Source organism: Streptomyces sp. NPDC044719 (assembly GCF_056433405.1).
Map to the genome: position 1 here is coordinate 643,248 of NZ_JBWKHE010000001.1, position 25,133 is coordinate 668,380.

Annotated in this window: 22 protein-coding genes and 1 pseudogene; 17 read left to right on the forward strand and 6 right to left on the reverse strand. The window is 71.5% G+C overall.

Going from position 1 to position 25,133, the window contains the following annotated elements:
- The first annotated feature begins 31 nt into the window (after window positions 1–31).
- The 5 genes and pseudogenes from AC07DF_RS03045 to AC07DF_RS03065 form a co-directional block, all read left to right on the forward strand.
- Window positions 32–2,269 carry a glycoside hydrolase domain-containing protein gene (locus AC07DF_RS03045; RefSeq protein ID WP_478966356.1) on the forward strand — a complete coding sequence of 746 codons (2,238 nt, stop codon included), beginning with the start codon at window positions 32–34 and terminating at the stop codon, window positions 2,267–2,269.
- Window positions 2,270–2,279: 10 nt separating this feature from the next.
- Complete coding sequence (locus AC07DF_RS03050) at window positions 2,280–2,738, forward strand: hypothetical protein (protein ID WP_478966358.1); 459 nt, start codon at window positions 2,280–2,282, stop codon at window positions 2,736–2,738.
- The gene (locus AC07DF_RS03055; protein ID WP_478966360.1) at window positions 2,735–2,920 is read left to right on the forward strand and encodes a twin-arginine translocation signal domain-containing protein; all 186 of its coding nucleotides are present in this window, start codon (window positions 2,735–2,737) and stop codon (window positions 2,918–2,920) included. The genes AC07DF_RS03050 and AC07DF_RS03055 overlap by 4 nt, the downstream gene beginning before the upstream one ends.
- A gap of 43 nt (window positions 2,921–2,963) precedes the next feature.
- A complete protein-coding gene (locus AC07DF_RS03060; protein WP_478966361.1) occupies window positions 2,964–3,506 on the forward strand; it encodes a hypothetical protein in 543 nt (180 codons plus the stop codon).
- Window positions 3,507–3,588: 82 nt separating this feature from the next.
- A pseudogene (locus AC07DF_RS03065) lies at window positions 3,589–3,759 on the forward strand (ABC transporter permease); the annotation flags it as partial.
- Window positions 3,760–3,973: 214 nt separating this feature from the next.
- Here AC07DF_RS03065 and AC07DF_RS03070 read toward each other — a convergent pair.
- Window positions 3,974–4,390: an SCO4983 family protein gene (locus tag AC07DF_RS03070; protein WP_478966363.1), complete on the reverse strand. Its 417-nt coding sequence runs from the start codon at window positions 4,388–4,390 to the stop codon at window positions 3,974–3,976.
- 111 nt (window positions 4,391–4,501) lie between these two features.
- A complete protein-coding gene (locus AC07DF_RS03075; protein WP_382490149.1) occupies window positions 4,502–5,713 on the reverse strand; it encodes a pyridoxal phosphate-dependent aminotransferase in 1,212 nt (403 codons plus the stop codon).
- 126 nt (window positions 5,714–5,839) lie between these two features.
- On the opposite strand from AC07DF_RS03075, the gene AC07DF_RS03080 reads away from it, so the two are divergent.
- Window positions 5,840–6,889 carry a hypothetical protein gene (locus tag AC07DF_RS03080; RefSeq protein ID WP_478966365.1) on the forward strand — a complete coding sequence of 350 codons (1,050 nt, stop codon included), beginning with the start codon at window positions 5,840–5,842 and terminating at the stop codon, window positions 6,887–6,889.
- Between the two features lie 162 nt (window positions 6,890–7,051).
- On the forward strand, window positions 7,052–7,978 hold the full coding sequence (locus AC07DF_RS03085; protein WP_478966367.1) for a S1 family peptidase: 927 nt from the start codon (window positions 7,052–7,054) through the stop codon (window positions 7,976–7,978).
- A gap of 22 nt (window positions 7,979–8,000) precedes the next feature.
- Here AC07DF_RS03085 and AC07DF_RS03090 read toward each other — a convergent pair whose 3' ends face one another.
- Together AC07DF_RS03090 and AC07DF_RS03095 are read right to left on the reverse strand one after the other, a co-directional pair.
- Window positions 8,001–9,614: an N-acyl-D-amino-acid deacylase family protein gene (locus AC07DF_RS03090; RefSeq protein WP_478966369.1), complete on the reverse strand. Its 1,614-nt coding sequence runs from the start codon at window positions 9,612–9,614 to the stop codon at window positions 8,001–8,003.
- A 12-nt stretch (window positions 9,615–9,626) separates the two neighbouring features.
- Window positions 9,627–10,904 carry an amino acid deaminase gene (locus tag AC07DF_RS03095; protein WP_478966370.1) on the reverse strand — a complete coding sequence of 426 codons (1,278 nt, stop codon included), beginning with the start codon at window positions 10,902–10,904 and terminating at the stop codon, window positions 9,627–9,629.
- Between the two features lie 148 nt (window positions 10,905–11,052).
- Between AC07DF_RS03095 and AC07DF_RS03100 the strand changes: the two genes are divergently transcribed.
- The 5 genes from AC07DF_RS03100 (at window position 11,053) to AC07DF_RS03120 (ending at window position 15,438) form a co-directional block, all read left to right on the forward strand.
- The gene (locus AC07DF_RS03100; RefSeq protein ID WP_478966372.1) at window positions 11,053–12,087 is read left to right on the forward strand and encodes a sugar kinase; all 1,035 of its coding nucleotides are present in this window, start codon (window positions 11,053–11,055) and stop codon (window positions 12,085–12,087) included.
- Entirely contained in the window at window positions 12,084–12,845 is a 762-nt protein-coding gene (locus AC07DF_RS03105) for an IclR family transcriptional regulator (RefSeq protein WP_382585150.1), read from the forward strand. The genes AC07DF_RS03100 and AC07DF_RS03105 overlap by 4 nt, the downstream gene beginning before the upstream one ends.
- Complete coding sequence (locus AC07DF_RS03110) at window positions 12,842–13,252, forward strand: RidA family protein (protein ID WP_478966375.1); 411 nt, start codon at window positions 12,842–12,844, stop codon at window positions 13,250–13,252. Before AC07DF_RS03105 ends, AC07DF_RS03110 begins: the two co-directional genes overlap by 4 nt.
- Before the next feature lie 102 nt (window positions 13,253–13,354).
- Window positions 13,355–14,833: a GntP family permease gene (locus tag AC07DF_RS03115; RefSeq protein ID WP_478966377.1), complete on the forward strand. Its 1,479-nt coding sequence runs from the start codon at window positions 13,355–13,357 to the stop codon at window positions 14,831–14,833.
- Window positions 14,834–14,898: 65 nt separating this feature from the next.
- The gene (locus AC07DF_RS03120; RefSeq protein ID WP_478966379.1) at window positions 14,899–15,438 is read left to right on the forward strand and encodes a hypothetical protein; all 540 of its coding nucleotides are present in this window, start codon (window positions 14,899–14,901) and stop codon (window positions 15,436–15,438) included.
- Window positions 15,439–15,458: 20 nt separating this feature from the next.
- Here AC07DF_RS03120 and AC07DF_RS03125 read toward each other — a convergent pair whose 3' ends face one another.
- Window positions 15,459–16,811 (reverse strand): M14 family metallopeptidase, encoded by a 1,353-nt coding sequence (locus AC07DF_RS03125; protein ID WP_478966381.1) that lies wholly within the window; start codon window positions 16,809–16,811, stop codon window positions 15,459–15,461.
- Between the two features lie 272 nt (window positions 16,812–17,083).
- Between AC07DF_RS03125 and AC07DF_RS03130 the strand changes: the two genes are divergently transcribed.
- From AC07DF_RS03130 to AC07DF_RS03150, 5 genes are all read left to right on the forward strand, one after another.
- The gene (locus AC07DF_RS03130) at window positions 17,084–19,942 is read left to right on the forward strand and encodes a LuxR C-terminal-related transcriptional regulator (protein ID WP_478966383.1); all 2,859 of its coding nucleotides are present in this window, start codon (window positions 17,084–17,086) and stop codon (window positions 19,940–19,942) included.
- 42 nt (window positions 19,943–19,984) lie between these two features.
- Entirely contained in the window at window positions 19,985–20,896 is a 912-nt protein-coding gene (locus tag AC07DF_RS03135; RefSeq protein WP_478966385.1) for an anti-sigma factor RsbA family regulatory protein, read from the forward strand.
- A gap of 97 nt (window positions 20,897–20,993) precedes the next feature.
- Window positions 20,994–21,476 (forward strand): ATP-binding protein, encoded by a 483-nt coding sequence (locus AC07DF_RS03140; protein WP_478966387.1) that lies wholly within the window; start codon window positions 20,994–20,996, stop codon window positions 21,474–21,476.
- Window positions 21,477–21,660: 184 nt separating this feature from the next.
- A complete protein-coding gene (locus tag AC07DF_RS03145) occupies window positions 21,661–22,965 on the forward strand; it encodes an Nramp family divalent metal transporter (protein ID WP_478966389.1) in 1,305 nt (434 codons plus the stop codon).
- Window positions 22,966–22,982: 17 nt separating this feature from the next.
- Entirely contained in the window at window positions 22,983–23,414 is a 432-nt protein-coding gene (locus AC07DF_RS03150) for a hypothetical protein (RefSeq protein WP_478966390.1), read from the forward strand.
- A gap of 15 nt (window positions 23,415–23,429) precedes the next feature.
- On the opposite strand, the gene AC07DF_RS03155 is transcribed toward AC07DF_RS03150, so the two are convergent.
- A complete protein-coding gene (locus AC07DF_RS03155) occupies window positions 23,430–25,118 on the reverse strand; it encodes a chitinase (protein WP_478966392.1) in 1,689 nt (562 codons plus the stop codon).
- Window positions 25,119–25,133 lie beyond the last annotated feature (15 nt).

A 25,133-nucleotide genomic window follows, 5' to 3' on the forward strand; every position in this document is an offset into this window, starting at 1 on the left:
GCCCCGCATCCCCCAGCTGAGAGGGCACCTCATGGCCGACGAGATGGTGCGTCAAGCACAGGTCTTCATCAACCGCGTGTACGGCAGCCGCATCGGCATGACCGTCGAGGAGAACGGGCAGACCGGCTGGCCCACCATGTACGCCCTGACCCGGGCGCTCCAGTACGAGCTGGGCATCACCAACCTGTCGAACAGCTTCGGGCCGGCCACCCTGGCGGCCATCGCGGAGAAGTACGGCAAGATCGACGCCAACAACGTGCCGCACGCGGACTTCTGCCGGATCCTCCAGTCCGCCCTGTACTGCAAGGGCTACGACGGCAGCGCCATCGACGGCACCTACAGCGACCGCGTCAAGCAGTCCGTCACCCAGCTCAACGCCGACATGGGACTGAGCGCGGTCTACCCGGGCAGCGCACTGTGGCCGAAGGTCATCAAGGGCCTGTTCAACATGGACGCGTACGTCACCGTCAGCGGTGGCTCCAGCGCGGTCCGCGCGGTGCAGCAGTGGCTCAACGGTCAGTACGTCCTGCGCAAGGACTACTACGTCATCCCCTGCGACGGCCACCATTCGCGCGACGTCGCCAAGTCGATGCTCTTCGCCGTCCAGTACGAGATCGGGATGGCGGACGGCGTCGCCAACGGTGTCTTCGGCCCCGGCACCCAGTCCGGCCTCAAGTCGCACACCCTGTCGGTCGGCAGCTCCGGCAACTGGGCACGGCTCTTCACCGGCGCGATGATCCTCAACCAGCGCCCGGTGGCCTTCGGCAACTTCACCAGCGCGGTCTCCACCGCCGTCCAGAGCTTCCAGTCCTTCGCGAAGCTCCCGGTCACCGGCAAGGGCGACTTCTCCACCTGGGCCTCACTCCTCGTCTCCTACGGTGACCAGAGCCGTAGCGGCGAGGCCTGCGACGGCGTCACCAAGATCACCGACGCGCGCGCGGCCACCCTCAAGGCAGCCGGCGTGAAGTACATAGGCCGCTACCTCACCAACCCCAGCGCCACCTCGCTCCCGGAGAAGGCCATCCAGCCCGGTGAGCTGGCCACCATCGCCGCGAACGGCCTGCGCTGCTTCCCGATCTACCAGACGTACGGCAGGGACGCCGACGGCTTCAACTACGCCGCCGGACGGGCAGCGGGCCAGGCCGCCGCCAACGCCGCCCTCGACCACGGCTTCAAGCCCGGCACGCGGATCTTCTTCGCCGTCGACTTCGACGCGCTCGACCACGAGGTGACCTCGAACGTCCTGCCGCACTTCAAGGGCATCGTGGACGCGCTGGCCGCCGACGGCGCGGAGTTCAAGGTCGGTGTGTACGGGCCGCGCAACGTCTGCACCCGGGTCGGCGAGGCCGGGCACTCCACCGCCTCCTTCGTCTCCGACATGTCCTCCGGCTTCTCCGGGAACTTCGGCTACCCGCTGCCCGCCGACTGGGCGTACGACCAGATCGTCACCCGCACCGTCGGCTCCGGCGCCGGCTCCATCGAGATCGACGTCAACATCGCCTCCGGACGCGACACCGGCCAGGCCTCCTTCAACGCGCCCCGGCCACCGCGCCCCGACGTCGGTTTCGACGGCTCCTTCCTCACCTCGCTGCATGCGGACCTCAGCCGCTACATGCGCAGCATCGGCTACGAGGACGACGGTGGCACCGGCACCGACGCCCGTCTCTTCACGCACACCCAGTGCTTCGAGACGATCATGTCGCACGACGCGCAGACCACCCAGCTGTCCCGTGCGTACAGCATGCGCAAGGCGATGATCCAGACCTCCGCCTACTGGGAGATGCGGCACTACGACCTCATCGACCAGGGCGTGGACCACCAGGTCGCCTCGTACCACCTCAACGGCGTCGGCATCGTCAAGGACTCCTCGACCGGCATCGCGCAGATCAGTGGCGACGTCGGCATCCGTGCCTGGAACCACTGCATCGACAACGGGTTCGTCACCGGCACCCGCCTGGATCCGACCAAGGACGCCGACATCTGGACGATGTGGCAGAAGGTCAACAAGGACAACGCCTTCGCCATGCGGACCGTGCCTCTGATCCACCTGTGGGGTGTCGCAGGCAAGCCCGGCGGCAAGAACCCGCCTGCCGGCGAGACCAAGCTGCGCGCCATGAGCCTGGACTACACCGAGGGCGAGATCTTCGAGATCATCCGCCGCTACCAGGGCTGGGGCGACGAGGCCGAGGCCCATGCCGCCAAGCGCATGGGGCTGTACTACATCTTCGAGAAGTACAACAACCTTGTCCGGCAGCTCGCCGGCGGGTGAGGTGGTCACCATGACCACCACGTATCCCGCCGCCCTGCCCCTGCTGCTCTGCATCGTCGTCGCTGCCGTGACCGCCTTCGCTCTCGCCGGGTACGGCTTCCCGGCGATCGGCAGGGGCGGTCCGGGGGCCGTGGCACGCGGCGGCGCCGCGCTCGCCGGAGCCCTCGCCGCGGTCGCCTGGGTCTGGGGCCTGGTGTCGCTCTTCCTCGACGAGAGCGGCACCGCCCAGGCCTGCCAGGACGCGAACCTCTCGCTGTACGGGCAGGTGAGCGGCTACAGCGTGTCCTACCTGCCGCCTGCCCTCGACTGCCGCATGTCGTCCGGTGGTTCGTACCCGGCGGCCGTCCCCGGCTTCATCGCGCCCGTGATGACGGTCTGCGCGGTGATCGCGGTGACGCTCGCTCTGATCGCCCTCGCCGAACACCGCCGCACCACCACACCCGAGCATCCCGAGAAGAGGACCACGTGAGCGACGCTCCCGCCCCGCTGTCCCGCAGAGGCTTCCTGCTGCGTGCCGCCGCCGTCACCGCCGCCGCGGCGGCGGTCCCGTACTCGCAGGCGCTGGCCACCCCCGCGTACGCCGCCGAGCCGCCGGGACTACACCTTCCCCAAGGCCGTCCGCGAGGGCGTCGCACGGGCCGAGGCCCGTAACAAGCGACTCCTCGCCGGGGCCGACTCGGCCAACGGGTGGGACATGGAGACCGCCGCCGACAAGGGCGGATCCATCGCCACCCGGCCCGTGCCCGGCACCCCGGTGACGGACCTTCAGATCCGGCTCGGTGCTCCCGAGATCGTCCTGGTCCACCTCGTCCGCCGCTTCCACTACGAGATCGCCGAGCTCCAGCCCGGCGAGGCCGTCGGCTGGACCGCTCCGAAGGGGCTGCGCGGGCCCGCCCGCAACCTGGCCTCCGGCACCGCCGTCCGTATCCGGCCCGGCCACTACCCGCCCGGCGCCAAGGGCGGCTACTTCCCCCTGGAACTCGCGGTGCTGCGCGACATCCTCGCCGAACTCGACGGTGTGGTCCGCTGGGGCGGTGACGACCGTGCCGTCGACGAGGCCCTCTTCTACCTGGCCGTCGGCCCCGACGACAAGCGTCTGACCGCCGTCGCCGAACGCCTCCGCGCCGGTGGCGAGAGGACCGGGGGCGAGGGCGCCGGCACTCTCGTCGACGTCCACGAGAAGGACCGCCGCTCGGCCGCCGAGGCCCTCGCCCGCGTCCAGCGGAAGGCGGCCTGACGCCGCTTCGCGCGCGGTCCGGGTTTCCGGGTTCGCAGTCGACCGTCAAGGAGAAGGCAGTGAAGAGGAAGCTTTTCCTCGTGGCACCGTCGTCGTGGTCACCGTCGCCGTGGCGAGGCAGTGGACGCCGGTGATCGACCCCGCCACCTTGGCCGCCGCCCCGGCACTCGGCCTGGTCGCCGGCCTGCTTGCCGGCATGTACCCGGCGTGGAGAGCGTCCCGCATCCCACCCGTCGAAGCGCTGCGCCGCTGAGCGGGGCAGAACCCCGTCCGGGGCGCGGGGCCGCGTCGATGTGTGCGGCTCCGCCGCGTGGGCGTGACAAGCCGCCCCGAACCCGCAGCCGCCCACGGGCGATACCTCGACGGCGATACACGGCTCAAGCCAACGCAGAGATGTGGCACCCGGCCCGCGCGTCGCTGCGGGTGCGCGCGGGCCGGGGCCGTTTGAGGGAGCCCGTGAACCGGGCTCAGTGGGACGCGAGTGTGCGCGGCTCCAGGGCCGCCGAGTGGGCATCCATGCGCTCGGCGGCAAGGATGGCGGCGGCCGTATCGGCCCGGGACGCGGCGACGACCAGCGCACGCCCCGCCAGGGCGTGGGCCCGCCGGTGGAGCGCCACGGCGCTCCGCTCGCGCCGGCCCCTGGGCGCGCGGACCGGCGTACGCCCGCCCCTCAGCCGGGCCACCTGCTCCGTGAGCCGCTCCGCCGAGGCGTCCAGGTCGGCCGACGGTGCCGCGGTGCGCAGTTCGTCCGTGACGGCGAGCAGCGCGGCGAGATGGCCCGCGAGCTGGATGTCCAGCTCTTCCTCACGCGATCGGTGGGGGAAGTCGGCGGTGGTGCCGGCCATCGTGCTGTGGACCGACTTGGCGCGGATCGGTTCGTACATGGGACGGCCTCCTGAGTGCTTCAGGAAGCCATCCTAGCTTAGATTTCGTCTAAAGTTGAGTTGTTCACAAAACCGGACCGGCTGCACACACAGTGTGAGCGCGGTCTCGGGTCAGGGCTGGCTGTAGCCGTCCAGGAAGTGCCCGATCCGTCCCATCGCGTCCCGCAGATCACCGACCGACGGCAGGGTCACCACCCGGAAGTGGTCCGGCTCCGGCCAGTTGAAGCCCGTGCCCTGCACGACCATGATCTTCTCGCGCCGGAGCAGGTCCAGGACCATGCGACGGTCGTCCTTGATCTTGAAGACCTTGGGGTCGAGCCGCGGGAAGAGGTACAGCGCGCCCTTCGGCTTCACGCAGGTCACGCCCGGGATCTGAGTCAGCAGCTCGTATGCCACGTCCCGCTGCTCGCGCAGCCGGCCGCCCGGCAGCACCAGGTCGTTGATCGTCTGGCGTCCACTGAGCGCCGCGACCACGCCGTGCTGGCCCGGCATGTTCGCGCACAGCCGCATGTTCGCGAGGATCGTCAGGCCCTCGATGTAGGAGTCCGCGTGCGCGCGCGGCCCGGAGATCGACATCCAGCCGACGCGGTAGCCGGCGACCCGGTACGCCTTCGACATGCCGTTGAAGGTGAGGGTGAGCAGGTCGGGGGCGACGGCGGCGGTCGGGGTGTGCGTGGCCTCGTCGTAGAGGATCTTGTCGTAGATCTCGTCCGAGCAGACCAGCAGGTTGTGGCGGCGGGCGATGTCGGTGAGCCCCTTGATCATCGCCTCGTCGTAGACGGCCCCGGTCGGGTTGTTCGGGTTGATGATCACGATCGCCTTGGTGCGGTCGGTGACCTTGCGCTCGATGTCGGCCAGGTCCGGCATCCAGTCGGCCTGCTCGTCGCACCGGTAGTGCACGGCGGTGCCGCCGGACAGGGAGACGGCGGCGGTCCACAGCGGGTAGTCGGGCGCGGGGACGAGTACCTCGTCGCCGTCGTCGAGCAGCCCCTGCATCGCCATCACGATCAGCTCGGAGACGCCGTTGCCGATGAACACGTGCTCGACGTCCGTCTCGATGCCGAGGGTCTGGTTGTGCATGACGACCGCGCGGCGTGCGGCCAGCAGCCCCTTGGCGTCCCCGTACCCGTGTGCCGAGGACACGTTCCGGAGGACGTCCTCCAGGATCTCGGGCGGACATTCGAAGCCGAACGCCGCCGGGTTGCCCGTGTTGAGCTTGAGGATGCGGTGACCGGCGGCTTCCAGTCGCATCGCCTCCTCGAGCACCGGGCCCCGGATCTCGTAACAGACGTTGGCGAGCTTGGTCGACTGGATCACCTGCATGTCAGGGAGCTTACGGCCCGGTAACGCCCCGCGGCTCGTGTTTTCCGCCACGTGAGACACGGCGATTTGGGTTGATATCGCCGCACGCTGTCCCACCAGCACCTTCGGTACCTAGAATGCGCCGCCATGTCCAAGCCATCCGAGTACGCCGACGGAGCGACGAGCGGCGAGCCGCCGGGCCCGCCGCCGAACGTGTACCTGCCGCAGGCCGCACCGCCCCCGGAGTACGACGCGTACGCCGATCCGGCGGCGGCACACGGCTGGCAGGAGGCCGGCGACACCGAGGGCTCCCAGGACACGGAGACCACCCGGGCCGCCGAGCAGGGCTCGGTCGCCGGGTACGGCGCGCACGCCGAGCAGGGCACGGTCGCCGGGTACGGCGCGCACTCCGAGCACGGCACGGTCGCCGGGTACGGCGCGCACGCCGAGCAGGGCATGGCCGCCGGGTACGGCGCGCACGCCGAGCAGGGCACGGTCGCCGGCTACGGCTCACACGCCGAGTACAGCACGGACGCCGGCTACGGCCCGCACGCCGAGCACGGCATCCCCGCCGAGTACGGCATGCCCGCCCAGCACGGCACGCGTGCCGAGCGCGGTGCGGACGGCACGCGTCACCCGGGGGACGCGCACGTCGGGTATCCCGCGCCCGGTGCGGCCCCCGCGCCCGGTCCGGCCGACACCCGCGAGCTGCCGGCCGTGCCGGGCTACGGCCGGTCGGGTCCGAGTCGCCGCTCCCGGCGGCGGCCGGGGCCGTGGCATACCCGGCGCGTGGCGGTCGCGGTCGGGGTCGTGGGTGCCGTGTCCGCGGCGGCGCTGATCGCGGGTCTCTCCCTCCCGGACTCGCCCTCCGGCAGTCCGCGCGACGGCGAGGGCGGCCGGACGGGCCCGACCGCGGGGGAGTCGCCGGCGGCGACGCCCAGGGGGTCAGGCGGCGCGACGCCCCCGAACGCCCCGCTCTCCGGCCGGCCGTCGGATCGCGACGAGCCGTCCGGCGCCGCGTCCGCGAGCCCGTCCGACGCGACGAGCCGGAACCCGTCCGATACCGGGAGTCCTTCGAGCGGCGGCTCCACGCCCGGCGCCCCGACCGCGTCCGACCCCACGGCCGCCACGTCGGCCCCGGGCAGATCCGGGGACAAGCCCGGACACGGCCCCGGCGGCACCAAGGGGCCCAAGTGACAGGTCGGTCAGGGGGTTTGAGTAGGGTCGGGCAGAACTGACCGGTCCCGGGCGGCAAACAACTCCTTGCCCTGCCCGCCTTGCGACGATCACAATGCGCATGACAACACTGCGGGCGGCCGGAAGTTTTCCGGCCGCCTCCGTCGCAAGAGGGGACCCCCCATGAGAAAACCTCTCGCCGCCGCGTTCTTCGCCCTGGCGATAGCCGGGGCAGGCGCGGCTCCCGCGACCGCCGCCGATGCCGCCCCCCAGGGCGTCGGCAAGGCCGCGGACACGGGCAAGGTCACGTCCGCCGTCACGGACGTGGTCACGTCCGCAACGGAGACCCTGTCCGGGCTCCGGAGCCCGTCGGCCAAGGCCGTGAACTTCGCCGGCACCGTCGCGCTCAGCAATTGCTCCGGCTCCGTCGTCCGCATGCCGGACTCCGAGGACAACGACCCGGCGCTGGTGATGACCAACGGCCACTGCCTGGACGGCGGCATGCCCGGCCCCGGCCAGGTCCGCGTCGACCAGGCCTCCAGCCGTACCTTCGGCCTGCTCAACGCCTCCGGCTCGCGCGTGGCCACCCTGCGCGCCGCCAAGCTCGCGTACGGCACGATGACCGACACGGACGTCGCGTTCTACCAGCTCACCACCACGTACGGGCAGATCAAGAGCTCGTACGGCATCAACGCGCTGACGCTGAACGACTCGCACCCGGTCGCCGGCACCGCCATCAGCATCCCCTCGGGCTACTGGAAGCGGATCTACAGCTGCGACATCGACGGGTTCGCCCACAACCTGAAGGAAGGCGACTGGACCTTCAAGGACTCGGTCCGCTACACCTCCGCCTGCAACACCATCGGCGGCACGTCCGGCTCGCCCATCGTCGACCAGGCCACCGGCAAGGTCGTCGCCATCAACAACACCGGCAACGAGGACGGCGAGCGCTGCACGGTGAACAACCCCTGTGAGGTCGACGCGAACGGCGAAGTGACCGTCCGCAAGGGCATCAACTACGGCCAGCAGACCTACCAGGTCCCGGCCTGCTTCGGCACCGACAGCAAGCTCGACCTGCACGCGAGCGGCTGCACCCTGCCCAAGCCGTAAGGCAGGGTGCCGGGCCGGGTGGTCACGCCCGAGCGGTTCCGCGCACCGCCCGGCCCGCCAGGACGTCCGTGCGACGGCCGTCCTCGATCACGAAGCGGCCGTCGACCAGGACGTACGGGATGCCCGTCGGGAGCGTGCGGGGTTCGGCGAAAGAGGACCCCGCCGCTACCGTCGCCGGATCGAAGAGGACCAGGTCGGCGACGTACCCCTCGCGCACCAGGCCCCGGTCCGGCAGCCTCAGCCGGGCCGCCGGGCGCGAGGTGAGGTGCGCGACGCACTCCTCCAGCGACAGTACCCCCAACTCCCGCACGTAGTGCCCGAGGTAGTGCGGGAAGGTGCCGTAGGCGCGCGGATGCGGCTTGGCGCCCTGGAGGATGCCGTCCGAGCCGCCGGTGTGCACCCGGTGGCGCATGATCGCCCGGACGTTCTCCTCGTGGCCGACGTGCTGGAGGATCGTCGGGGCCAGCCGGTCGGCCAGCAGCAGTCCACGCGCGGTCGTCCAGGGGTCCTCGCCCCGCACGTCCGCCGACTCCTGGACCGTCCGGCCGACGAACCCGTCCAGGGCCGGATCGCCCACGCCGGAGATCTCGATGGTGTCCCACTCGATGGGCACGCCGTGACAGCCGTCCGAGCCCGTGACCTCCAGGTCGTGGCGGATCCGCTCGGCCGTCCCCTCGTCCGCCAGCCGCTTCAGGGCCTCCTGCGGGCCGCCCTCGTTCGCCCAGCTCGGCAGCATGGCCGCCAGGGTCGTGCAGCCCGGCGTGTAGGGGTAGGTGTCGAGGCTGATGTCGGCCCCGGCCGCCAGCGCCTCGTCCAGGAGGGACAGCAGCTGTGGCGCCCGGCCCTTGTTCACGCCGAAGTTCATGGTGGCGTGGGCGAGATGCAGGGAGCAGCCCGCCTCCCGGGTCAGGGCGACCATCTCCCGGTACGCCTCCAGGGCGCCGGCGCCGTAGGAGCGGTGGTGCGGGCAGTAGTAGCCGCCGTACGACGCCACCACCCGGCACAGCTCGGTCAGTTCGGCGTCCTGCGCGTACATGCCGGGCGTGTACGTCAGCCCGGACGACATGCCGACCGCGCCCTGCTCCATGCCCTCGGCGACCAACCGCCGCATCCGGTCGAGCTCTTCGGGGGTCGCCTCGCGGTCCTCCCAGCCGACGGCGAGCGCGCGGACCGTGCCCTGCGGGATGAGGTAGGCCGCGTTGACCGCGATCCCGCGGTCCAGCCGGTCCAGGTACTCGCCGACCGAGCGCCAGTCGAAGTCGATGTCGTCACCGGAGCCGTTCCACCCGGCGATCGCCCGGCGCACCTCGCCGAGCGTGCGATCGTCGACCGGCGCGTACGACAGTCCGTCCTGGCCAATGACCTCCAGGGTGACGCCCTGCGCGGCCTTGGCGCTGTGGTCGGGGTCGCGCAGCAGGGCCAGGTCGCTGTGGGCGTGCATGTCGACGAAGCCAGGGGAGAGGACAAGACCTTCCGCGTCCAGCTCCCGGCGTGCCTTCGGCCGCTGGCAGCCGGCCGCCGCGGCCTCCTTGACGATCTGGACGATCCGGCCGCCGTCGACCACGACATCGGCCCGGTACGAGGGTCCGCCGGAGCCGTCCACGACCTCGGCGTCCCGGATGACGAGCTCTTCCATCGCGCGGGCCTCCTAGAAGAACGTACGGACGTAGTCGACGACCGTGCCGTCCGCCGCCACGACCGGGATCAGCTGCCACTTGTCGAACGACGTGCACGGATGGGACAGACCCAGGCCGACCCAGTCCCCGACCTCCAGATCCGCCTCAGGCGTGGTGCTCAGCCAGGCGTGCTGGTCGGACAGGCCGGTCACCGACACCCCGGTGGCCGGGCGCTCGGCGCCGTCCCGGCGGACCACCTGGGCGAAGGGCAGATCGAGGTCGTAGGCCGCGTCCCGCTTGCCCGCGTTGACGAAGGCCTGCTCGGCGGAGGGCCGCGACACCACCTGCGTCCACAGGCGGAACGCCGGCTCCAGGGCGCCCTCCTCGGGAACCCGGTTGAACGGGGTCAGCTTGCGGTAGTGGCCGTCGTCGTGCGAGACGTAGGCGCCCGAGCGCAGCAACTTCAGCACGGGACGGGAGAGTCCGGGGATCTCGGCGAAGACCTCGGCGACCGCGTCGAACCAGGCGCTGCCGCCCGCGCTGACGACGATCTCGTCCAGGCCCTCGAAGCGCCCGGCCTCGTCGAAGCCGGCGGCGAGCGCGACCAGCCGCCGCAGCCACGCCGTCACCCGCTCCGGATCGGCCTTCGGGACCTCGCCCTCGTAGCCCGCGACACCGACGAGCCGCAGGGTCCCGGTGCCCGCGACCGCGTCCGCGACCGCCGCGCACTCCGCCTCCGTACGGACCCCGGTCCGGGCGCCCTCACCGGCGGCGAGTTCGACGACGACGTCCACCGGCCGCACGGAACCGCTCAGGGCCGCGTCCATCAGTTCCACCCCGCGCACGGAGTCGACGTAGCAGACGAAGCGGAAGTCCGGGTCGGCGTCCAGCTCGGCGGAGACCCAGCGCAGGGCCGCCGGGTCGACCAGCTCGTTCGCGAGGAACACCCTCCGGGTCCCGAAGGCACGCGCCACCCGCACCTGGTGCGGCACCGCCAGCGTGATGCCCCACGCCCCGTGCTCGATCTGCCGCTGGAACAGCTGCGGGGCCATGGAGGTCTTGCCGTGCGGCGCGAACGCCAGGCCGTGCCGGACCGCGTACGTCTCCATCAGCTTCAGGTTGTGCTCCAGGCGCTCGGCGGACAGCGCGAGCACGGGCGTGGCGAAGCCGCCGGTGAAGAGGTTGCGGCGCTGGGCGGCCAGCTCGCCCACGGTCAGGCCGTCGGCGTCCGGCGGGAGGCCCTTGAAGCGGTGGTCGACGCGCTCGGCGGCGAGCCGGGCGAGGGACTCGGCGGCGGTGTCGGCTGGCATGGAGCCTCCTGATCAGCTGTGTTGCATTCTCTGCAATCTGCATTGCGTATGTCGCTGAACGCTGTCTAACATCTCGGCCACCCGCGGTCAATGAAACGGCCACCGGCCACCGGCCACCCCGACGCCCCGACGAGGAGCTACGAGCATCGTGACCCCCACCGGACCCTGCAACGCCCCCGACGTCGTGGACGTCGTCGCGCTCGGCGAGTCCATGGTCACGTTCCTGCCCTCCCGGCCGGGGCGGCTCGCCGACGTGCCCTCCTTCGACCGGGGCATCGGCGGGGCGGAGTCGAACGTGGCGTGCGTGCTGGCCGCCGCCGGGCATTCCGTGCGGTGGGTGAGCCGGGTGGGCGACGACCCGTTCGGTGATCACCTGGTCGAGGCGATCGGCGGGTACGGGGTCGACGTGGCACACGTCCGGCGTGACCCCGGCCGCCCCACGGGCATCTACTTCCGCACCGCCGGGGACCGGGCCACCGACGCGCACGAGGTGGCGTACTACCGGGCCGGTTCCGCGGCGTCCGCGATGAGCGTGACGGACCCCGATCCGGCGGCGGTGCGCGCCGGGCGCGTGCTGCACCTCTCCGGGATCACGCCCGCGCTGTCCGCGAGCTGCCTGGACCTGATGCGCGAGCTGACCGCCCACAGGCCCGGCCGCCCCCTGGTCTCCTTCGACGTCAACCACCGGCCCGGACTGTGGGGCGACACGGACGCGCCCCGGGTCCTGCGGGACCTCGCCCGCGGCGCCGACCTCGTCTTCGTGGGACAGGACGAGGCCTGGGGGCTGTCCAGCCCCGAGGCCGTCCGCGCCGCCCTCCCCGAACCGGAGGTGCTGGTCGTCAAGCAGGGCGCCGAGGGAGCCACCGTCTTCGAGAAGCGGGACGTCACCTTCGTCCCCGCCCCCCGGGTCGACGTCGTCGCCGAGGTCGGCGCCGGCGACGCCTTCGCCGCCGGGTTCCTCTCCGCCACCCTGCGCGCACTGCCCGTCCGGGACCGGCTGCGGCACGGGCATCTGATGGCCGCCGCGGCGCTCACCGTCCCCGGCGACCACGCCACACCCCCGTCGCGGGAGCACGCCGACCGGCTCGCGGCCCTGGACGACGCGGCATGGGGGAGACTGCGACTCGGCCCGGGCTGGACCGCGGAGGCACAGCGGGCCGACGAGGAGGTACGTACGCCATGAGCCAGACCGTCGACCGCGCGCTGAGCATCCTGCCGCTGCTCGCCGAGGGCCCCGCCGACCTGGGGCAGGTCGCCGACCGCCTCGGCGTGCACAAGTCCACGGCCCTGCGCCTGCTGCGCACCCTCCACGAGCACGGCCTCGTCTACCGCCAGTCCGACCAGCGCTACCGCCTCGGCGCCCGCCTCTTCGCGCTCGCCCAGGAAGCGATGGAGAACCTCGACGTCCGCGAGATCGCCCATCCCCACCTGGTCCGCCTCAACGAGAGCTGCGGCCACACCGTGCACCTCGCCGTGTACGAGGAGAACGAGGTCCTCTACATCGACAAGGTCGAGAGCCGCTACCCCGTACGGATGTACTCCCGCATCGGCAAGCCCGTCGCCATCACCGTCGCCGCGGTCGCGAAGCTGCTGCTCGCCGACCTGCCCGAGCACGAGCGGCGGGCCGTGACGGAGAAGCTCGACTACCCCACGTACACGTCCCGTTCGACACCCAACGCCGGCGCGTTCCTGCGCGAGCTGGAGAAGGTGCGCGAACAGGGCTGGGCCACCGACCTCGGCGGCCACGAGGAGTCCATCAACTGCGTCGCGGCGCCCATCCGCGGCGCCGACGGCCGGGTCGTCGCCGCGATGTCGGTCTCCGCGCCGAACGTCGTCGTCACCGCTGACGAACTCCTCACCCTCCTGCCGCTGGTACGCCGTACGGCGGACGCCATCAGCGGGGAGTACTCCGGCAGAACACCAGTGAAGGGCACCGTATGACGGACAAGATCGCACTCACCCCCAAGACCCACACCACGCCGCCGGCGAAGTTCTCGCACGGTGTGAAGAAGGGCAACATCCTCCAGGTCGCCGGCCAGGTCGGCTTCCTGCCCGCCGAGGAGGGCAAGGCACCCACACCCGCCGGGCCGGCCCTGCGCGAGCAGACCCTCCAGACCCTGGCCAACGTCAAGGCGATCCTCGAAGAGGGCGGCGCCTCCTGGGACGACGTGATGATGATCCGCGTCTACCTCACCGACGTCGACCACTTCGCCGAGATGAACGCGATCTACAACGCGTACTTCGAGGAGCAGGGCCTGACCCAGCCGCCCGCCGCGCGCACCACGGTCTACGTCGGTCTCCCCGCGGGTCTCCTCATCGAGATCGACGCGCTGGCCGTCCTCGGCTGACCCTCCCCACCACCTCGCTCTCCGGGGCGCGGCGCCACCGGTGCGCCGCGCCGCGCTCCCCCCTACCCCGAAACCGCATGCATTTACGTAGAGGACCCCCGAATGTCCCTTCCGCTCGCCGCGTCCGCCCCTGCCGAGACCCCACCCCACACCGGAGGACTGCTCCTCCTCGTGGACGGCACGGCCGGACTGCTGCTCACCGCCGCCCTCGGTATCGGGCTCCTGCTGTTCCTCATCATCAAGACGAGACTCCAGCCGTTCGTCGCGCTGCTCGCGGTCTCCATAGCCGTCGGCCTGGCGGCCGGTCTGTCGGTCACCGAACTCTTCGGCACGGTCCAGAAGTCGGACGCCGTCTCCACGATCGAGTCCGGCATGGGCGGCATCCTCGGCCATGTCGCGATCATCATCGGCCTGGGCACCATGCTCGGCGCGATCCTCGAAGTCAGCGGCGGCGCAGAGGTACTGGCGGGTCGCCTCCTCGGCCTGTTCGGCGAGAAGCGTGCCCCGCTCGCCATGGGCCTCACCGGCCTGATCTTCGGCATCCCGGTCTTCTTCGACGTGGGCATCTTCGTCCTGGCACCGATCGTCTACGCCGCCGCCAAGCGCTCGGGCAAGTCGATCCTGCTCTACTGTCTGCCCCTGCTCGCGGGCCTCTCCGTCACCCACGCCTTCCTGCCCCCGCACCCCGGCCCGGTGGCCGCGGCCGGTCTCCTCCACGTGGACCTCGGCTGGGTCATCCTCATGGGCGTCGTCTGCGGTCTGCCCGCCGTGCTGGCCGCGTGGGCGTACTCGGCGTGGATCGGCCGCCGCATCTTCGTCGCCGTGCCGCAGGACATGGTCGAGGCCGCCGGAGAGGCCAAGCAGGCCGTCGTCGACGAGCAGCGGGCGACCGGCACCGAGCCGCGCGAACAGCCGGTCTCCCTCGGCACGGTCCTCGGCATCATCGGCACGCCCCTGGTCCTCATCCTCGCCGCCACGTTCTCCTCGATCGCCCTGGACCCCTCCACGCTCCGCTCGGTGATCGAGTTCTTCGGCAACCCCTTCGTGGCGCTCACGCTCGCCCTGTTCCTCGCGTACTACCTGCTCGGCATCCGGCGCGGCTGGTCCCGCAAGTCCCTGGAGACGGTGTCCACGGCGTCCCTCAAGCCGGTCGGCAACATCCTGCTGGTCGTCGGCGCGGGCGGCATCTTCGGCGCCGTCCTCAAGGCCAGCGGCGTCGCCCAGGCCCTCTCCGACACGTTCAACGACGTGGGCCTGCCGGTGATCGTCCTCTCCTACCTGATCTCCGTGGTCCTGCGCGTCGCCCAGGGCTCGGCGACGGTCGCCATCGTCACGACGGCGGGCATCGTGGCCCCGCTCCTCTCCGAGGGCAACCACTCCCAGGCCTTCGTCGCCCTCGTCATCATGTCCATCTCGGCCGGCTCCATCTTCGCCTCGCACGTCAACGACGGAGGCTTCTGGATGGTCGCCAAGTACTTCGGCATCAGCGAGCGGGACACGCTGAAGTCGTGGACGGTGCTGGAGAGTGTGCTGTCGGTGGCGGGATTCGTGGTGGCGGCGGTTTTGAGCCTGTTCGTGTAGGCGTCTGATAACGATGCCGGGGCTGGTTGTGTGCCGCACAGGTTTGTCGACCATACTGCTGCGCTGTGGAGCAGCGCATAGGTTCGAGCAGCCAGCCCCTGGAAGGCGCCGGATTCGACCCGGCCTTCATCCCCGGGCTCACGTCACCCGCGTCCGGACGGACCAAGGACGAGGAGCCGGAGAAGGAACCCGAGGTCGCGGAAGCCGAATCCGCCGAATCCGCCGGAGACGCAGACGGCGCCGAGGAGACCGAGGCAGCCGAAGAGTCCGCCCCGGAGCCGGACGAGGACGCTGCGGAGGAGGACGCCCCACCGGAAGACGGTCCCGTCTTCGAGGCCTCTGACCGCCGCGCGAAACTGGTCGCCGACCACAGAGGCGTACGACTCTCCCTGGACGACCAGGAATGCGAGTTCCGCTGGGACGAGATCGGCGCGGTCGAGACGGAGACCGCCCGCTTCGGCAAGCGCTACACCGTCACCGTCCACACCCCTGACCGGCGCTGGTACCCGATCGAGATCGAAGCACCGGCCAGGAGCCGTTTCACGGAGTGGGACGAGCAGTTGGACGCGGTTCTGGACGCTTACTTCGACGAGAACGCCGAGTAGGGGCGCGGGGAACCGCGCACCTAACTGCAGTACTGAGTTTCCTTCCCGATCGACCGATACATGCAGTCGGCGTTCTCCAGCAACTGCAGCACCGCATCGCGGTTACGCGAAGTCTCCCGCTCGATGACCTCGTCGGGCGGGTAGAACCCGCCTCCACCGGACCTCGGATACATCTCGAACGTGTACCCGAAGATCTTGTGCGCGCCCCAGAGGTAGTCGTCGATCGACCCGTCCGTGATGTACAGATCGCTGGACTGCTCCGCCGTGTACCCGTTGCTAGCGGCCATCTTCTGCCCGACCGCCTTGAACGCCGCGTTGTCGTCCGCGGTCATCCCGGTCGTCGTGTCCGAGTACGTGTAGCCGAACGGCCACAGCACCAGCTCGCTGTACGTGTGGAAGTCGACACCGGCCTTGATCTGCTGCTTCCCGCCGACGACCCGGCTGCGCACGAAGTCGGCGACGACCTTCACCTCGGGCGCCGACTCCGCCGCCGTGCCCCGGTAGGTGTCAGAGGACGCCGAGCCGGAGGAGCCGCCGCAGCAGCCCCAGCGGTAGTTCCAGTTGCGGTTCAGGTCCGTGCCGACGTACGACGAACCCGAGTTGGGCTGGCGGTTCTTGCGCCACGAGCGGTACGAACCGGTGGCGATGTCGTACTCGCCGCCGTCCGGGTTGACGTCCGGGACGATCCAGATCTCGCGGTTGTTCACCATGCTGGTGACGCGTGAGTCGGAACCGTAGTCGGAGGTCAGCTCACGCAGCAGGTAGAGCGCCATCTCGACGGTCAGGTGCTCGCGGGCGTGCTGGTGGTGCGTGAACAGCACCTCCGGCTCGGCCTCGTCGCTGCCGACGTTGTCGCTGATCTTGACGGCGACGATGTCCCGGCCCTGGTACGACTTGCCGATCACGCGCCGGCTCGCGATCGACGGGTTGGCCGAGACGATCGAATTGATCTCGGTCGTCATTTCCGCGTAGTTGTGGTACTTCGAGTCGGCGGACGGGAAGTCGAAGATCCGGACGTCGTCCTCGCCGGCGGACCGGTCGGGCACCGCGCCGAGCGGGGTGACCTCGTAGCCCAGTGCGCGCAGCTTCTTGATCTGGTCCGCGCTTCCGGAGACGACGACACCGTGCCCGTGGGACTCGTCCACGGTCACGCCCGTGCGCTGAAGTGCCGTGCGGTCCTTGGCCGTCGTGTGCAGATGGACCTCGTACTGCATGACGTCGTCGGCCGAAGGGGCCGCCTTGGGCGCGCTGTCGGCGGTGGCGTCCGGCGCCGTCGCGGACAGGGGCGCCGCGAGGGCGAGTGCGAGAAGGGCGGCGAGGGCGGCGGTGCGTCTGCCGGTGCCGGCCCCGGAGCCTCGTATGCGAAGTCGCATGAAATCTCCTTGTGGGAGGTGGGGTTGTTCCGTGCGACGTACGTAGTGCGGGTGGCGCACATCGTTCTGCTAATGGCATGAGCAGGTCAAGACTGAAAGCGGTCGCGCAGTGTACGCGTGCGGCGCGGAGGTCGAGGTGCCCCGGCTGAAGTACACCCGCGGGTGTGACTCGCGCGTGCATATATGTAGGCCAGGGGAGAGAGTGAGGATCCGCGCAAGAGGAGCCGGACTGTCCGGATCCTCGGACCACACCCCCAGAGGACTGGCTGATCATGGGCGGATCAGCGCCACGACGGGACAACCACCTGCCGGCCGAGACGACCAGCTTCGTCGACCGGCGTGGCGAACTGACCGAGGGCCGCGAACTGCTGGCCCGCGCACGGCTGGTGACACTGACCGGACCGGGCGGCGTCGGCAAGACCCGGCTCGCCGCGCGCATCGCGGCCCGTGTGCAGCGCGCCTTCCCGGACGGCGTGCGCTTCGTGCACCTCTCCGGGCTGCACGACCCGGCCCTCGTCCCGCTCGCCGCCGCCGACGCGCTGGGACTGCACGACCACTCCGCCCAGCCGCCGCTGGACGCCCTCGTCGAGCAGGTACGGGACCGGCGGCTGCTCCTCGTCGTCGACAACTGCGAGCACCTGGCGGGCGCGTGCGCCCGGCTGGCCGCGGCCCTGCTGCACGGCACCGGGGGCGTCCGGATCCTCGCCACCAGCCGGCACCGGCTCGGTCTCACCGAGGAGCATCTGCTGGAGGTACGGCCGCTGCCGGTGCCCGACCCGGACGGCGACCTGTCCGCCGCCGAGGGCTACCCGGCCCTCACGCTGTTCGCCGACCGTGCCGCCGCTGTCGTCCCCGGCTTCCGGCTCACGTCCGGCAACCTCGCCTCCGTGGCCCGCCTCTGCCGCCGCCTCGACGGCCTGCCCCTCGCCATCGAACTCGCCGCCGTCCGGATGCGCGTCCTCGACGTCGACCAGCTCCTGGACCGCCTCGACGACCGCTACCGCTTCCTCACCACCGGCAGCCCCGCGGCCCTGCCGCGCCACCAGACCCTGCGGGCGGCGGTCGCCTGGAGCCACGACCTGTGCACCGGCCCCGAGCAGACGGTGTGGGCCCGGCTGTCGGTCCTGGCGGGCAGCTTCGACCTGGAGACGGCCGAGGCGGTGTGCGCGGACGACGCGGGGGAGGGGGACGCGGGGTGGGGAACGGTCCTGGCACCGGCCGGGGTTCTCCTTCCGGAGGGCAGCACGACAGGCTTCGGCGGCGAGGCCGGGCGGGGAGGCGCGACGGGCTTCGGCGGCGGGGCCGGGCGGGGAGGCGCGGCCGTGGAGCGCCCTCACCCCGCGCACGCGCTCACCCGGACCACCACGCTGCCCCCGCTCGACGCCGGCCCCGGCACCTCGGCACCCCCCGCCCCGGGCCCGGCCGACGGCATCGCGCCGCGACCCGTGCCACCCCGCCACCCCCTGACCGCTCCCCGCGCCGGTGACGGCCCTGGTGGCGTGATGGCGCCCGCCCTTGCCGGTGAGCCGCCGTCCCTGGCCGTGCCCTTCCCCGGCGGGGTGACACCGTCCCCGGCCGTCCCCGGCCTCGACGGTGTGCCGCTGCCCCCGGTCGCGGTCGGGTGGTGTCCGGGCGGTTTGGTGCCGTCCCCGGGCGTGCCCGTCCCCGGCGGCGCGACACGGGACTGGGGCGCCGGGTCCGGGCCGGCCGGGCCTCGTACCGAGGACGTTCTCGACGCCGTCGCCGGGCTCGTGGACAAGTCCGTGCTGTGCCGGGAGCCGGGGCCCGGCGGTGTGCGGTACCGGATGCTCGACACGCTGCGGGAGTACGGGCTCGAGCGGCTGCGGCGGACGGCGGGGGAGGAGGACGCCGTGCGCAGGCGGCAGCGGGACCGGATGCTGCGGCGGGTCGAGGACTGTGAGCGCGGCTGGTTCGGGCCCGGGCAGCCGGAGACGGTCGCCCGGCTGCGCGCCGACCGGGACAATCTGCGCGCCGCCCTCGACTTCAGCCTGTCCACCCCGGGCGAGGAACGCGCCGGACTCAGGCTCGCAGGCACCCTCTGGTTCTACTGGCACGCCTGCGGCGCCCCCCGCGAGGGCCTGTACTGGCTCGACCGGGCCCTGGCCGCAAGCCCCGGACCCACCCGGGAACGGGCCCGCGGCCTCTGGGTCGCCGGGCTGCTGGCCGCCACCACCCAGGACTTCCCCCGGGGCCGCCGCCAGGCCACGGACGCCCTCGCCCTCGCCCGTGCCCTGGGCGACACCGCCGAGGCCGCCCACGCCGAGTACGTCATCGGCGTCATCCGGCTGTTCGGCGACGACCTGCCCGGCGCGCTCCGGCACTTCGAGACCACCGTCGCCCGCGGCCCCGTACCCGGCCAGCACCTGAGCCTCGTAGGTCTCGACCAGGTCGAACTCGCCTGCGCGCTGGGCTTCCTGGGCGAGGCCGACCGGGCCGTCGAGGTCTGCGAGCAGGCCCTGCGGCTGTGCGAGCGGCACGGCGAGCAGTGGGTACGGTCGTACGTGCTGCGCATCCTCGCCCTCGCGCACACCGTGCGCCGCGACTGGCCCCGGGCCGAGCGGCACGCCCGCGAGGCACTGCGGCTCAAACACGCCGTCCACGACATCATCGGCATCGCCCTCACCCTCGACCTGCTCGCGTCGATCGCCGCCGAACGCGGCGCCCACCGGCACGCGGCCCTGCTGATGGGCGGCGCCGACCGCGTCTGGGCCGACATCGACACCGGCCGCTGGGGCGCGCACACCCTCAACTCCGTACGCCGGGACAGCGAGGAGCGGGCCTGCTCGGCCCTGGGACGGGACGCCTTCGAGCGGGCCCACCGGCGCGGCGGCGGCCTCGGCCTCGCGGAACTCGTCGGCCAGGCGCTCCAGGAGCCGGCCCGCCCGCGCCCCGGGGACTCCCCGGCCCCGCACGACGACGCCACGGTCCGCCTGACCCGCCGCGAGACCGAGGTCGCCCGGCTCGTCGCCGAGGGGCTCGCCAACCAGCAGATCGCCGACCGCCTGGTGATCGCCCGCCGCACCGCCGAAGGCCATGTGGAACGCATCCTCAGCAAGCTCGGCTTCAGCAACCGCAGCCAGATCGCCGCCTGGGTGACGGCGCGGCGCTGACCTCCCGTACCGGACAACCCACCCATCTCCCGAGGGGAACACATGACCGTCCGACAGCCCTCCGCACCCGCCCCGTTCGACCACCGCATGGCCGTCTTCGACTCCGACGAGGACTTCGTGGCCGCCGCCCTGCCCTTCCTCGGCGAAGGCCTCGCCGCCCCCGGCGAACCACCGCCGGTGGCCATCGCCGCCCCCCGCAACCTGGACCTGCTCCGGGACGCCCTCGGCGGTGACGCGAAGGACATCGCCTGTATCCCGCACACCGACTGGTACACCGGTTCCGCCGCCAACGCCGTCGCCCGGGCCGCCTCCTACCTCGCCGCCCACGCCGGTCCGGGCGGCCGGATCCACCTCCTCATGGAGCCCGTGTGGAGCGGCCGCGCCGGCCGTTCGACGCGCGAGACCACCGAGTGGATCCGCTACGAGGCCCTCGCCAACCCCCTGTTCGGCCCCATGGCCACCACCGCCCTGTGCGCCTACGACACCCGTACCGCCGGTCCCGCCGTCGTCGCCGCGGCCCGCCGCACCCACCCCGACACGGAGGTGTACGAGGACCCGGTACGGCTCGCGGCCGAACTCGACGCCGTACCGCTGCCGCTGCCCCCGGCCGGCGCCGAGCACCTCGCGCAGCCGCACGCGGCCGCCGTGCAGTCCTGGGCGGAGAACCGCGGACTGCCCGCCGCGGACGCCGAGCTGTTCGCCACCGCGGTCGCGGAGACGGCGGCGGCCCTGGCCCCCCTCGACGGCACCGCACTGCTGTGGGGAGAGGCGCCCGCCTGCGTCTGCGAACTGCGCTCGGCCCGCCGGATCGACGACCCGCTCGCCGGCTTCGTCCCGCCCCCGGCCACCGGCCCGGAACCGGGACCGGGCCTGTGGTACGCCCGCCAGGTGTGCGCGTACGTCGACATCCGCGACGACTCCGAGGGAGCCACGGTCCGCCTCCAGTACGCGTGACGCCGCCACCGCGCACCGCCCCCACCTGCACAAGCAGGTAGGGGATCGGGTAGTCCTCCCCCTGCGCCGGACCGCCCCCGGGGATCACCCTGGACCCATGCTGCAACTCTCCGGGCGCCACCTCCCGGACCCCGACGCACGATTTGGTCCGTTCCCCCAGCCACCCCTGGGAGCGGGCCACCTCAGTGTCGAGTACGCGCCCCGGCTCTCCGCCGTCCGCGAGGCACGTGCGGAGGTCCGCAGGCAGTTGGAAGGCTGGGGGCTCGCGGAGCGAGGTGAGGTGGCGGACGTGGCCGAACTGCTCGTCGGCGAACTGGCCACCAACGCCCTGGTGCACGCCGAGAGCAGTTTCCGGCTGACCCTCTTCGCCGCGCACGGCGTACTGCGCTGCGAGGTCGCGGACGCGGAGCGCCGGGTGCCGCGGGTGCTGGACGCGGGCAACGGGGAGAACGGCCGTGGGATGTTCCTGGTGGACGCGCTCGCCCAGCGCTGGGGCTGCCACCGGGACGGGCCGGGCAAGACCGTGTGGTTCGAGCTCGGCACGTGTGGGGCGGACGGCTGTGGTCGGCGACAGCCGTGACGCTCCGCTGGGGTGGGCCGTGGGCGGTGCGTTGTGCCGCCTCGGCCTGTCTCCGGGCTGCGGGTTGTCTGTGGTTGCTCGCGCCCACGCGGCGGAGCCGCAGATCGACACAGTCCCGCGCCCCTGAGGGGTTTTCGCTCATGCCCTCTTGTCGGGCCGGGGTCTTTGCGGTTTCTTGATCTGCATGGCCGAGACCACGGATCACACGGGTACGCAGCAACCCCAGCCCCGTAAGGCGAGTTGGAAGCACATCGGGCCGGGCATCGTCGTCGCGGCGACCGGTGTCGGTGCCGGTGACCTGGTCGCCACGCTCATCGCGGGCAGCAACTTCGGCTACACCCTCCTGTGGGCCGCGATCATCGGCTGCCTGGTGAAAATTTCGCTGGCCGAGGCGGCGGGCCGCTTCCATCTGGCCACGGGGCGCACCCTGTTCGACGGCTGGGCGAGCCTCGGCCGCTGGACCACCTGGTTCTTCGCCGTGTACGTCGTGATCTGGGGCTTCGTCTACGGCGCGGCGGCGATGTCGTCGAGCGCGCTGCCGCTGCAGGCGCTGTTCCCGGACGTGATGGACCTGAAGTGGTGGGGCATCGCCTGCGGTCTGGTCGGTCTGGTCTTCGTCTGGTTCAACAAGTACGCGGTGTTCGAGAAGGTCATGACGGTCCTGGTGGGCGTCATGTTCGTGGTGACGGTGTATCTGGCGATCCGGGTCACCCCCAACCTCCCCGACGCCTTCGCCGGTCTCCTCCCGGTGCTGCCCGACGAGAAGGACTCGATCCTCAACACCCTGGGCCTGATCGGCGGCGTCGGCGGCACGATCACGCTCGCGGCGTACGGCTACTGGGTCAACGCCAAGGGCTGGACCGACACCGGCTGGATGAAGGTCATGCGCCTGGACAACCGCGTCGCCTACGCCACGACCGGCATCTTCGTGATCGCCATGCTCTTCGTGGGCGCGGAGCTCCTCCACTCGGCGAACGTCGCCATCGCGAGCGGCGACAAGGGCCTGATCCAGTTGACCGACATCCTGGAGGCCGAGTACGGCGGTGCCACTGCCAAGTTCTTCCTGATCGGCTTCTTCGCCACGTCGTTCACCTCGCTGATCGGCGTCTGGCACGGCGTCAGCCTGATGTTCGCCGACTTCGTGGCACGGCTGTCGGGCAAGGAGGCCGTCAAGGGCGAGGAGGTCGCCTCCGGCAAGCGCGAGCGCTCCTGGCCCTTCCGCGCCTACCTGCTCTGGCTCACCTTCCCGCCCATGGTCCTGCTCTTCCAGGGCCAGCCCTTCCGCCTGATCATCATCTACGGCGTCCTGGGCGCGGCCTTCATGCCCTTCCTGGCCCTGACCCTGATCTGGCTCCTCAACTCGGCCCGCACTCCCCGCGAATGGCGCAACGGCCATCTGAGCAACGCCATGCTCGCCATCGCGGGCCTGCTGTTCCTGGTCCTGTGCGTGAAGCAGATCTGGGACCAGCCGTGGGGGGAGTTCTTCTGAGGCGGGAGAATGGCCGGATGACCCAGCAGCCACCGCCGCCCGGCCCCGGCTTCGGCCCGCCCCCACCGCAGTACGCGCCCCCGCAGCCCTCCTACGCGCCCCCGCCCTCCCCGTACCCGCCCGCACCACCTCCGTACGTCCAGGCCCCGCCCCAGCAACCGGCACCGGCCGGCCCGGACTTCCTCGCCGTCGACAAACGCAACGCGATCGTCGTCGACGCGACGGGCGTCGCCTTCGAGTCGGCCGGCCAGACGATCGAGTTCCGCTGGCCCGAGATCCGCGGCGTCCACTACCGGGCGAGCCCCGACGGCAAGGCCCTGATGGTCTCGGTGGTCCACATGGACGGCAGGTTCTACGAGTGCGTGGTGGAGGCCAAGCCCAGGACGCGGCTCCAGGAGTGGTTCCCGCAGCTGGCCTGGGTGCTCGGCCATTACCGACCGATGGGCTGACGGCGTCCGGCGCCGCTACGGCAGCCCGTGGACGTGCGGCCCGACCGCGTTCGACCAGGCGTTGCCCGCCGTCGCGTCCCAGTTGGTCGACCAGGTCATGGCGCCCCGCAGGCCGGGATAGGTCCTGGACGGCTTGAAGGACCCGCACCCCGTGCCCTTGGTCAGGCAGTCCAGGGCGTTGTTCACGACGGACGGTGACACATAGCCGCTTCCCGCGCCCCGGGTCGAGGCGGGCAGGCCGAGCCCGACCTGGGAGGGGTCGAGGCCGCCCTCCAGCTGGATGCAGGCCAGCGCGGTCAGGAAGTCCACCGAGCCCTGGCTGTACACCTTGCCGTCGCAGCCCAGCATGGAACCGCTGTTGTAGTACTGCATGTTGACGACCGTGAGGATGTCCTTGATGTTCAGCGCGGTCTGGAAGTAGGAGTTCGACGTCGACTGCATGTCGATGGTCTGCGGCGCCATCGTGATGATCAGCGACGAGCCCGCCTTCGCCGAGAGCGACCGCAGCGCCTGTGTCATATAGGTCGCGTTGAGGCCGTTCTCCAGGTCGATGTCGACGCCGTCGAAGCCGTACGTCCGCATCAGGGAGTGCACCGAGTCCGCGAAGTTCGCCGCCGAGGCCGCGTCGTTCACCGCCACCGTGCCGCGCTCACCGCCGACCGAGATGATGACCTTCTTCCCGGCGGCCTGCTTGGCCCTGATGTCGGCCTTGAACTGGTCGACGGTGTAGCCGCCGAGACCGGCCGAGTCCAGGTTGAAGGTCACCGCGCCCGGCGTCGAGGTGGCGTCCGCGAAGGCGACGGCGATGATGTCGTACTGCGACTGGACGTCGGCGAGTTTCTGGACCGTGGCCCCGTTGTCGAAGTTCTGCCAGTAGCCGGTCACCGCGTGCTTGGGCAGGGCGGGACCGGGACCGTTCGGCGCGTTCGTCCGGCCCGTCACCGCCGCCGACTTCGGCGATTCACCCGCCGCGTTGGCCGCCGCGACCTGGAAGGAGTACGACGTGGAGGCCGCGAGGCCGGTCACCGTCGCCGAGGTGCCGGAGACGGCCGTCACCCTCGTGCCGTCGCGGTAGACGGTGTACCCCGTGGCCCCGGAGACCGCGTTCCACGCCAGGGACACCGACGAGGACGACGTACCGGAGACCTTCAGACCGCCCGGCGTGGCCGGGACCGTTGGCCCCGGATCGGTGCCGCCGCCCCCGTCGGGCCCGAACACCGACACGTCGTCCGCGTAGTACGCGGCCTGCCCGTACCAGCCGTGGGTGTACACCGTCACCGAGGTCGTCGACGAGCCCGTCCGGAAGGTCGTCGAGAGCTGCTTCCAGGAGGAGGAGTCCGGGGTCCAGGTGGACACGTCGGTGGTGCCCGTGCCCGAGACGCCGAGGTAGGCGTATCCGCCCCGGACCCAGGCGCCCAGGGTGTACGTCGAGCCGGGCTTCACCCGCACCGTCTGGGCGCACCGGGCGTTGTCCTGCCCCGCCGGGGTCCCCTTGAGCGCGGCCGTGCCGGCGTGCACCGGTGAGGAGACGGCCGTACCGCTGCCCGCGGAGCAGGTCCAGTCGCTCAGGCCCGACTCGAAGCCGGCGTTCCTGGCGTTGTTGACGTCGGCGGCGGAGGCCTGGCCGACGGTCGTGACAGTGAGGGCCAGGGCAGCCGTGACGGCACCCGACCACAGCCGCATGGATCGTCTGTGTCTGGACATGACAAGAAAATGGTC

Bases quoted from the DNA above. Each gene is read 5' to 3' on its own strand.
- AC07DF_RS03155 (WP_478966392.1), bottom strand. From the start codon at position 25,118: ATGTCCAGACACAGACGATCCATGCGGCTGTGGTCGGGTGCCGTCACG.
- AC07DF_RS03150 (WP_478966390.1), top strand. From the start codon at position 22,983: ATGACCCAGCAGCCACCGCCGCCCGGCCCCGGCTTCGGCCCGCCCCCA.
- AC07DF_RS03125 (WP_478966381.1), bottom strand. From the start codon at position 16,811: ATGCGACTTCGCATACGAGGCTCCGGGGCCGGCACCGGCAGACGCACC.
- AC07DF_RS03085 (WP_478966367.1), top strand. From the start codon at position 7,052: ATGAGAAAACCTCTCGCCGCCGCGTTCTTCGCCCTGGCGATAGCCGGG.
- AC07DF_RS03135 (WP_478966385.1), top strand. From the start codon at position 19,985: ATGACCGTCCGACAGCCCTCCGCACCCGCCCCGTTCGACCACCGCATG.
- AC07DF_RS03110 (WP_478966375.1), top strand. From the start codon at position 12,842: ATGACGGACAAGATCGCACTCACCCCCAAGACCCACACCACGCCGCCG.
- AC07DF_RS03050 (WP_478966358.1), top strand. From the start codon at position 2,280: ATGACCACCACGTATCCCGCCGCCCTGCCCCTGCTGCTCTGCATCGTC.
- AC07DF_RS03075 (WP_382490149.1), bottom strand. From the start codon at position 5,713: ATGCAGGTGATCCAGTCGACCAAGCTCGCCAACGTCTGTTACGAGATC.
- AC07DF_RS03105 (WP_382585150.1), top strand. From the start codon at position 12,084: ATGAGCCAGACCGTCGACCGCGCGCTGAGCATCCTGCCGCTGCTCGCC.
- AC07DF_RS03140 (WP_478966387.1), top strand. From the start codon at position 20,994: ATGCTGCAACTCTCCGGGCGCCACCTCCCGGACCCCGACGCACGATTT.
- AC07DF_RS03145 (WP_478966389.1), top strand. From the start codon at position 21,661: ATGGCCGAGACCACGGATCACACGGGTACGCAGCAACCCCAGCCCCGT.
- AC07DF_RS03060 (WP_478966361.1), top strand. From the start codon at position 2,964: ATGGAGACCGCCGCCGACAAGGGCGGATCCATCGCCACCCGGCCCGTG.
- AC07DF_RS03070 (WP_478966363.1), bottom strand. From the start codon at position 4,390: ATGTACGAACCGATCCGCGCCAAGTCGGTCCACAGCACGATGGCCGGC.
- AC07DF_RS03090 (WP_478966369.1), bottom strand. From the start codon at position 9,614: ATGGAAGAGCTCGTCATCCGGGACGCCGAGGTCGTGGACGGCTCCGGC.
- AC07DF_RS03045 (WP_478966356.1), top strand. From the start codon at position 32: ATGGCCGACGAGATGGTGCGTCAAGCACAGGTCTTCATCAACCGCGTG.
- AC07DF_RS03115 (WP_478966377.1), top strand. From the start codon at position 13,355: ATGTCCCTTCCGCTCGCCGCGTCCGCCCCTGCCGAGACCCCACCCCAC.
- AC07DF_RS03080 (WP_478966365.1), top strand. From the start codon at position 5,840: ATGTCCAAGCCATCCGAGTACGCCGACGGAGCGACGAGCGGCGAGCCG.
- AC07DF_RS03130 (WP_478966383.1), top strand. From the start codon at position 17,084: ATGGGCGGATCAGCGCCACGACGGGACAACCACCTGCCGGCCGAGACG.
- AC07DF_RS03095 (WP_478966370.1), bottom strand. From the start codon at position 10,904: ATGCCAGCCGACACCGCCGCCGAGTCCCTCGCCCGGCTCGCCGCCGAG.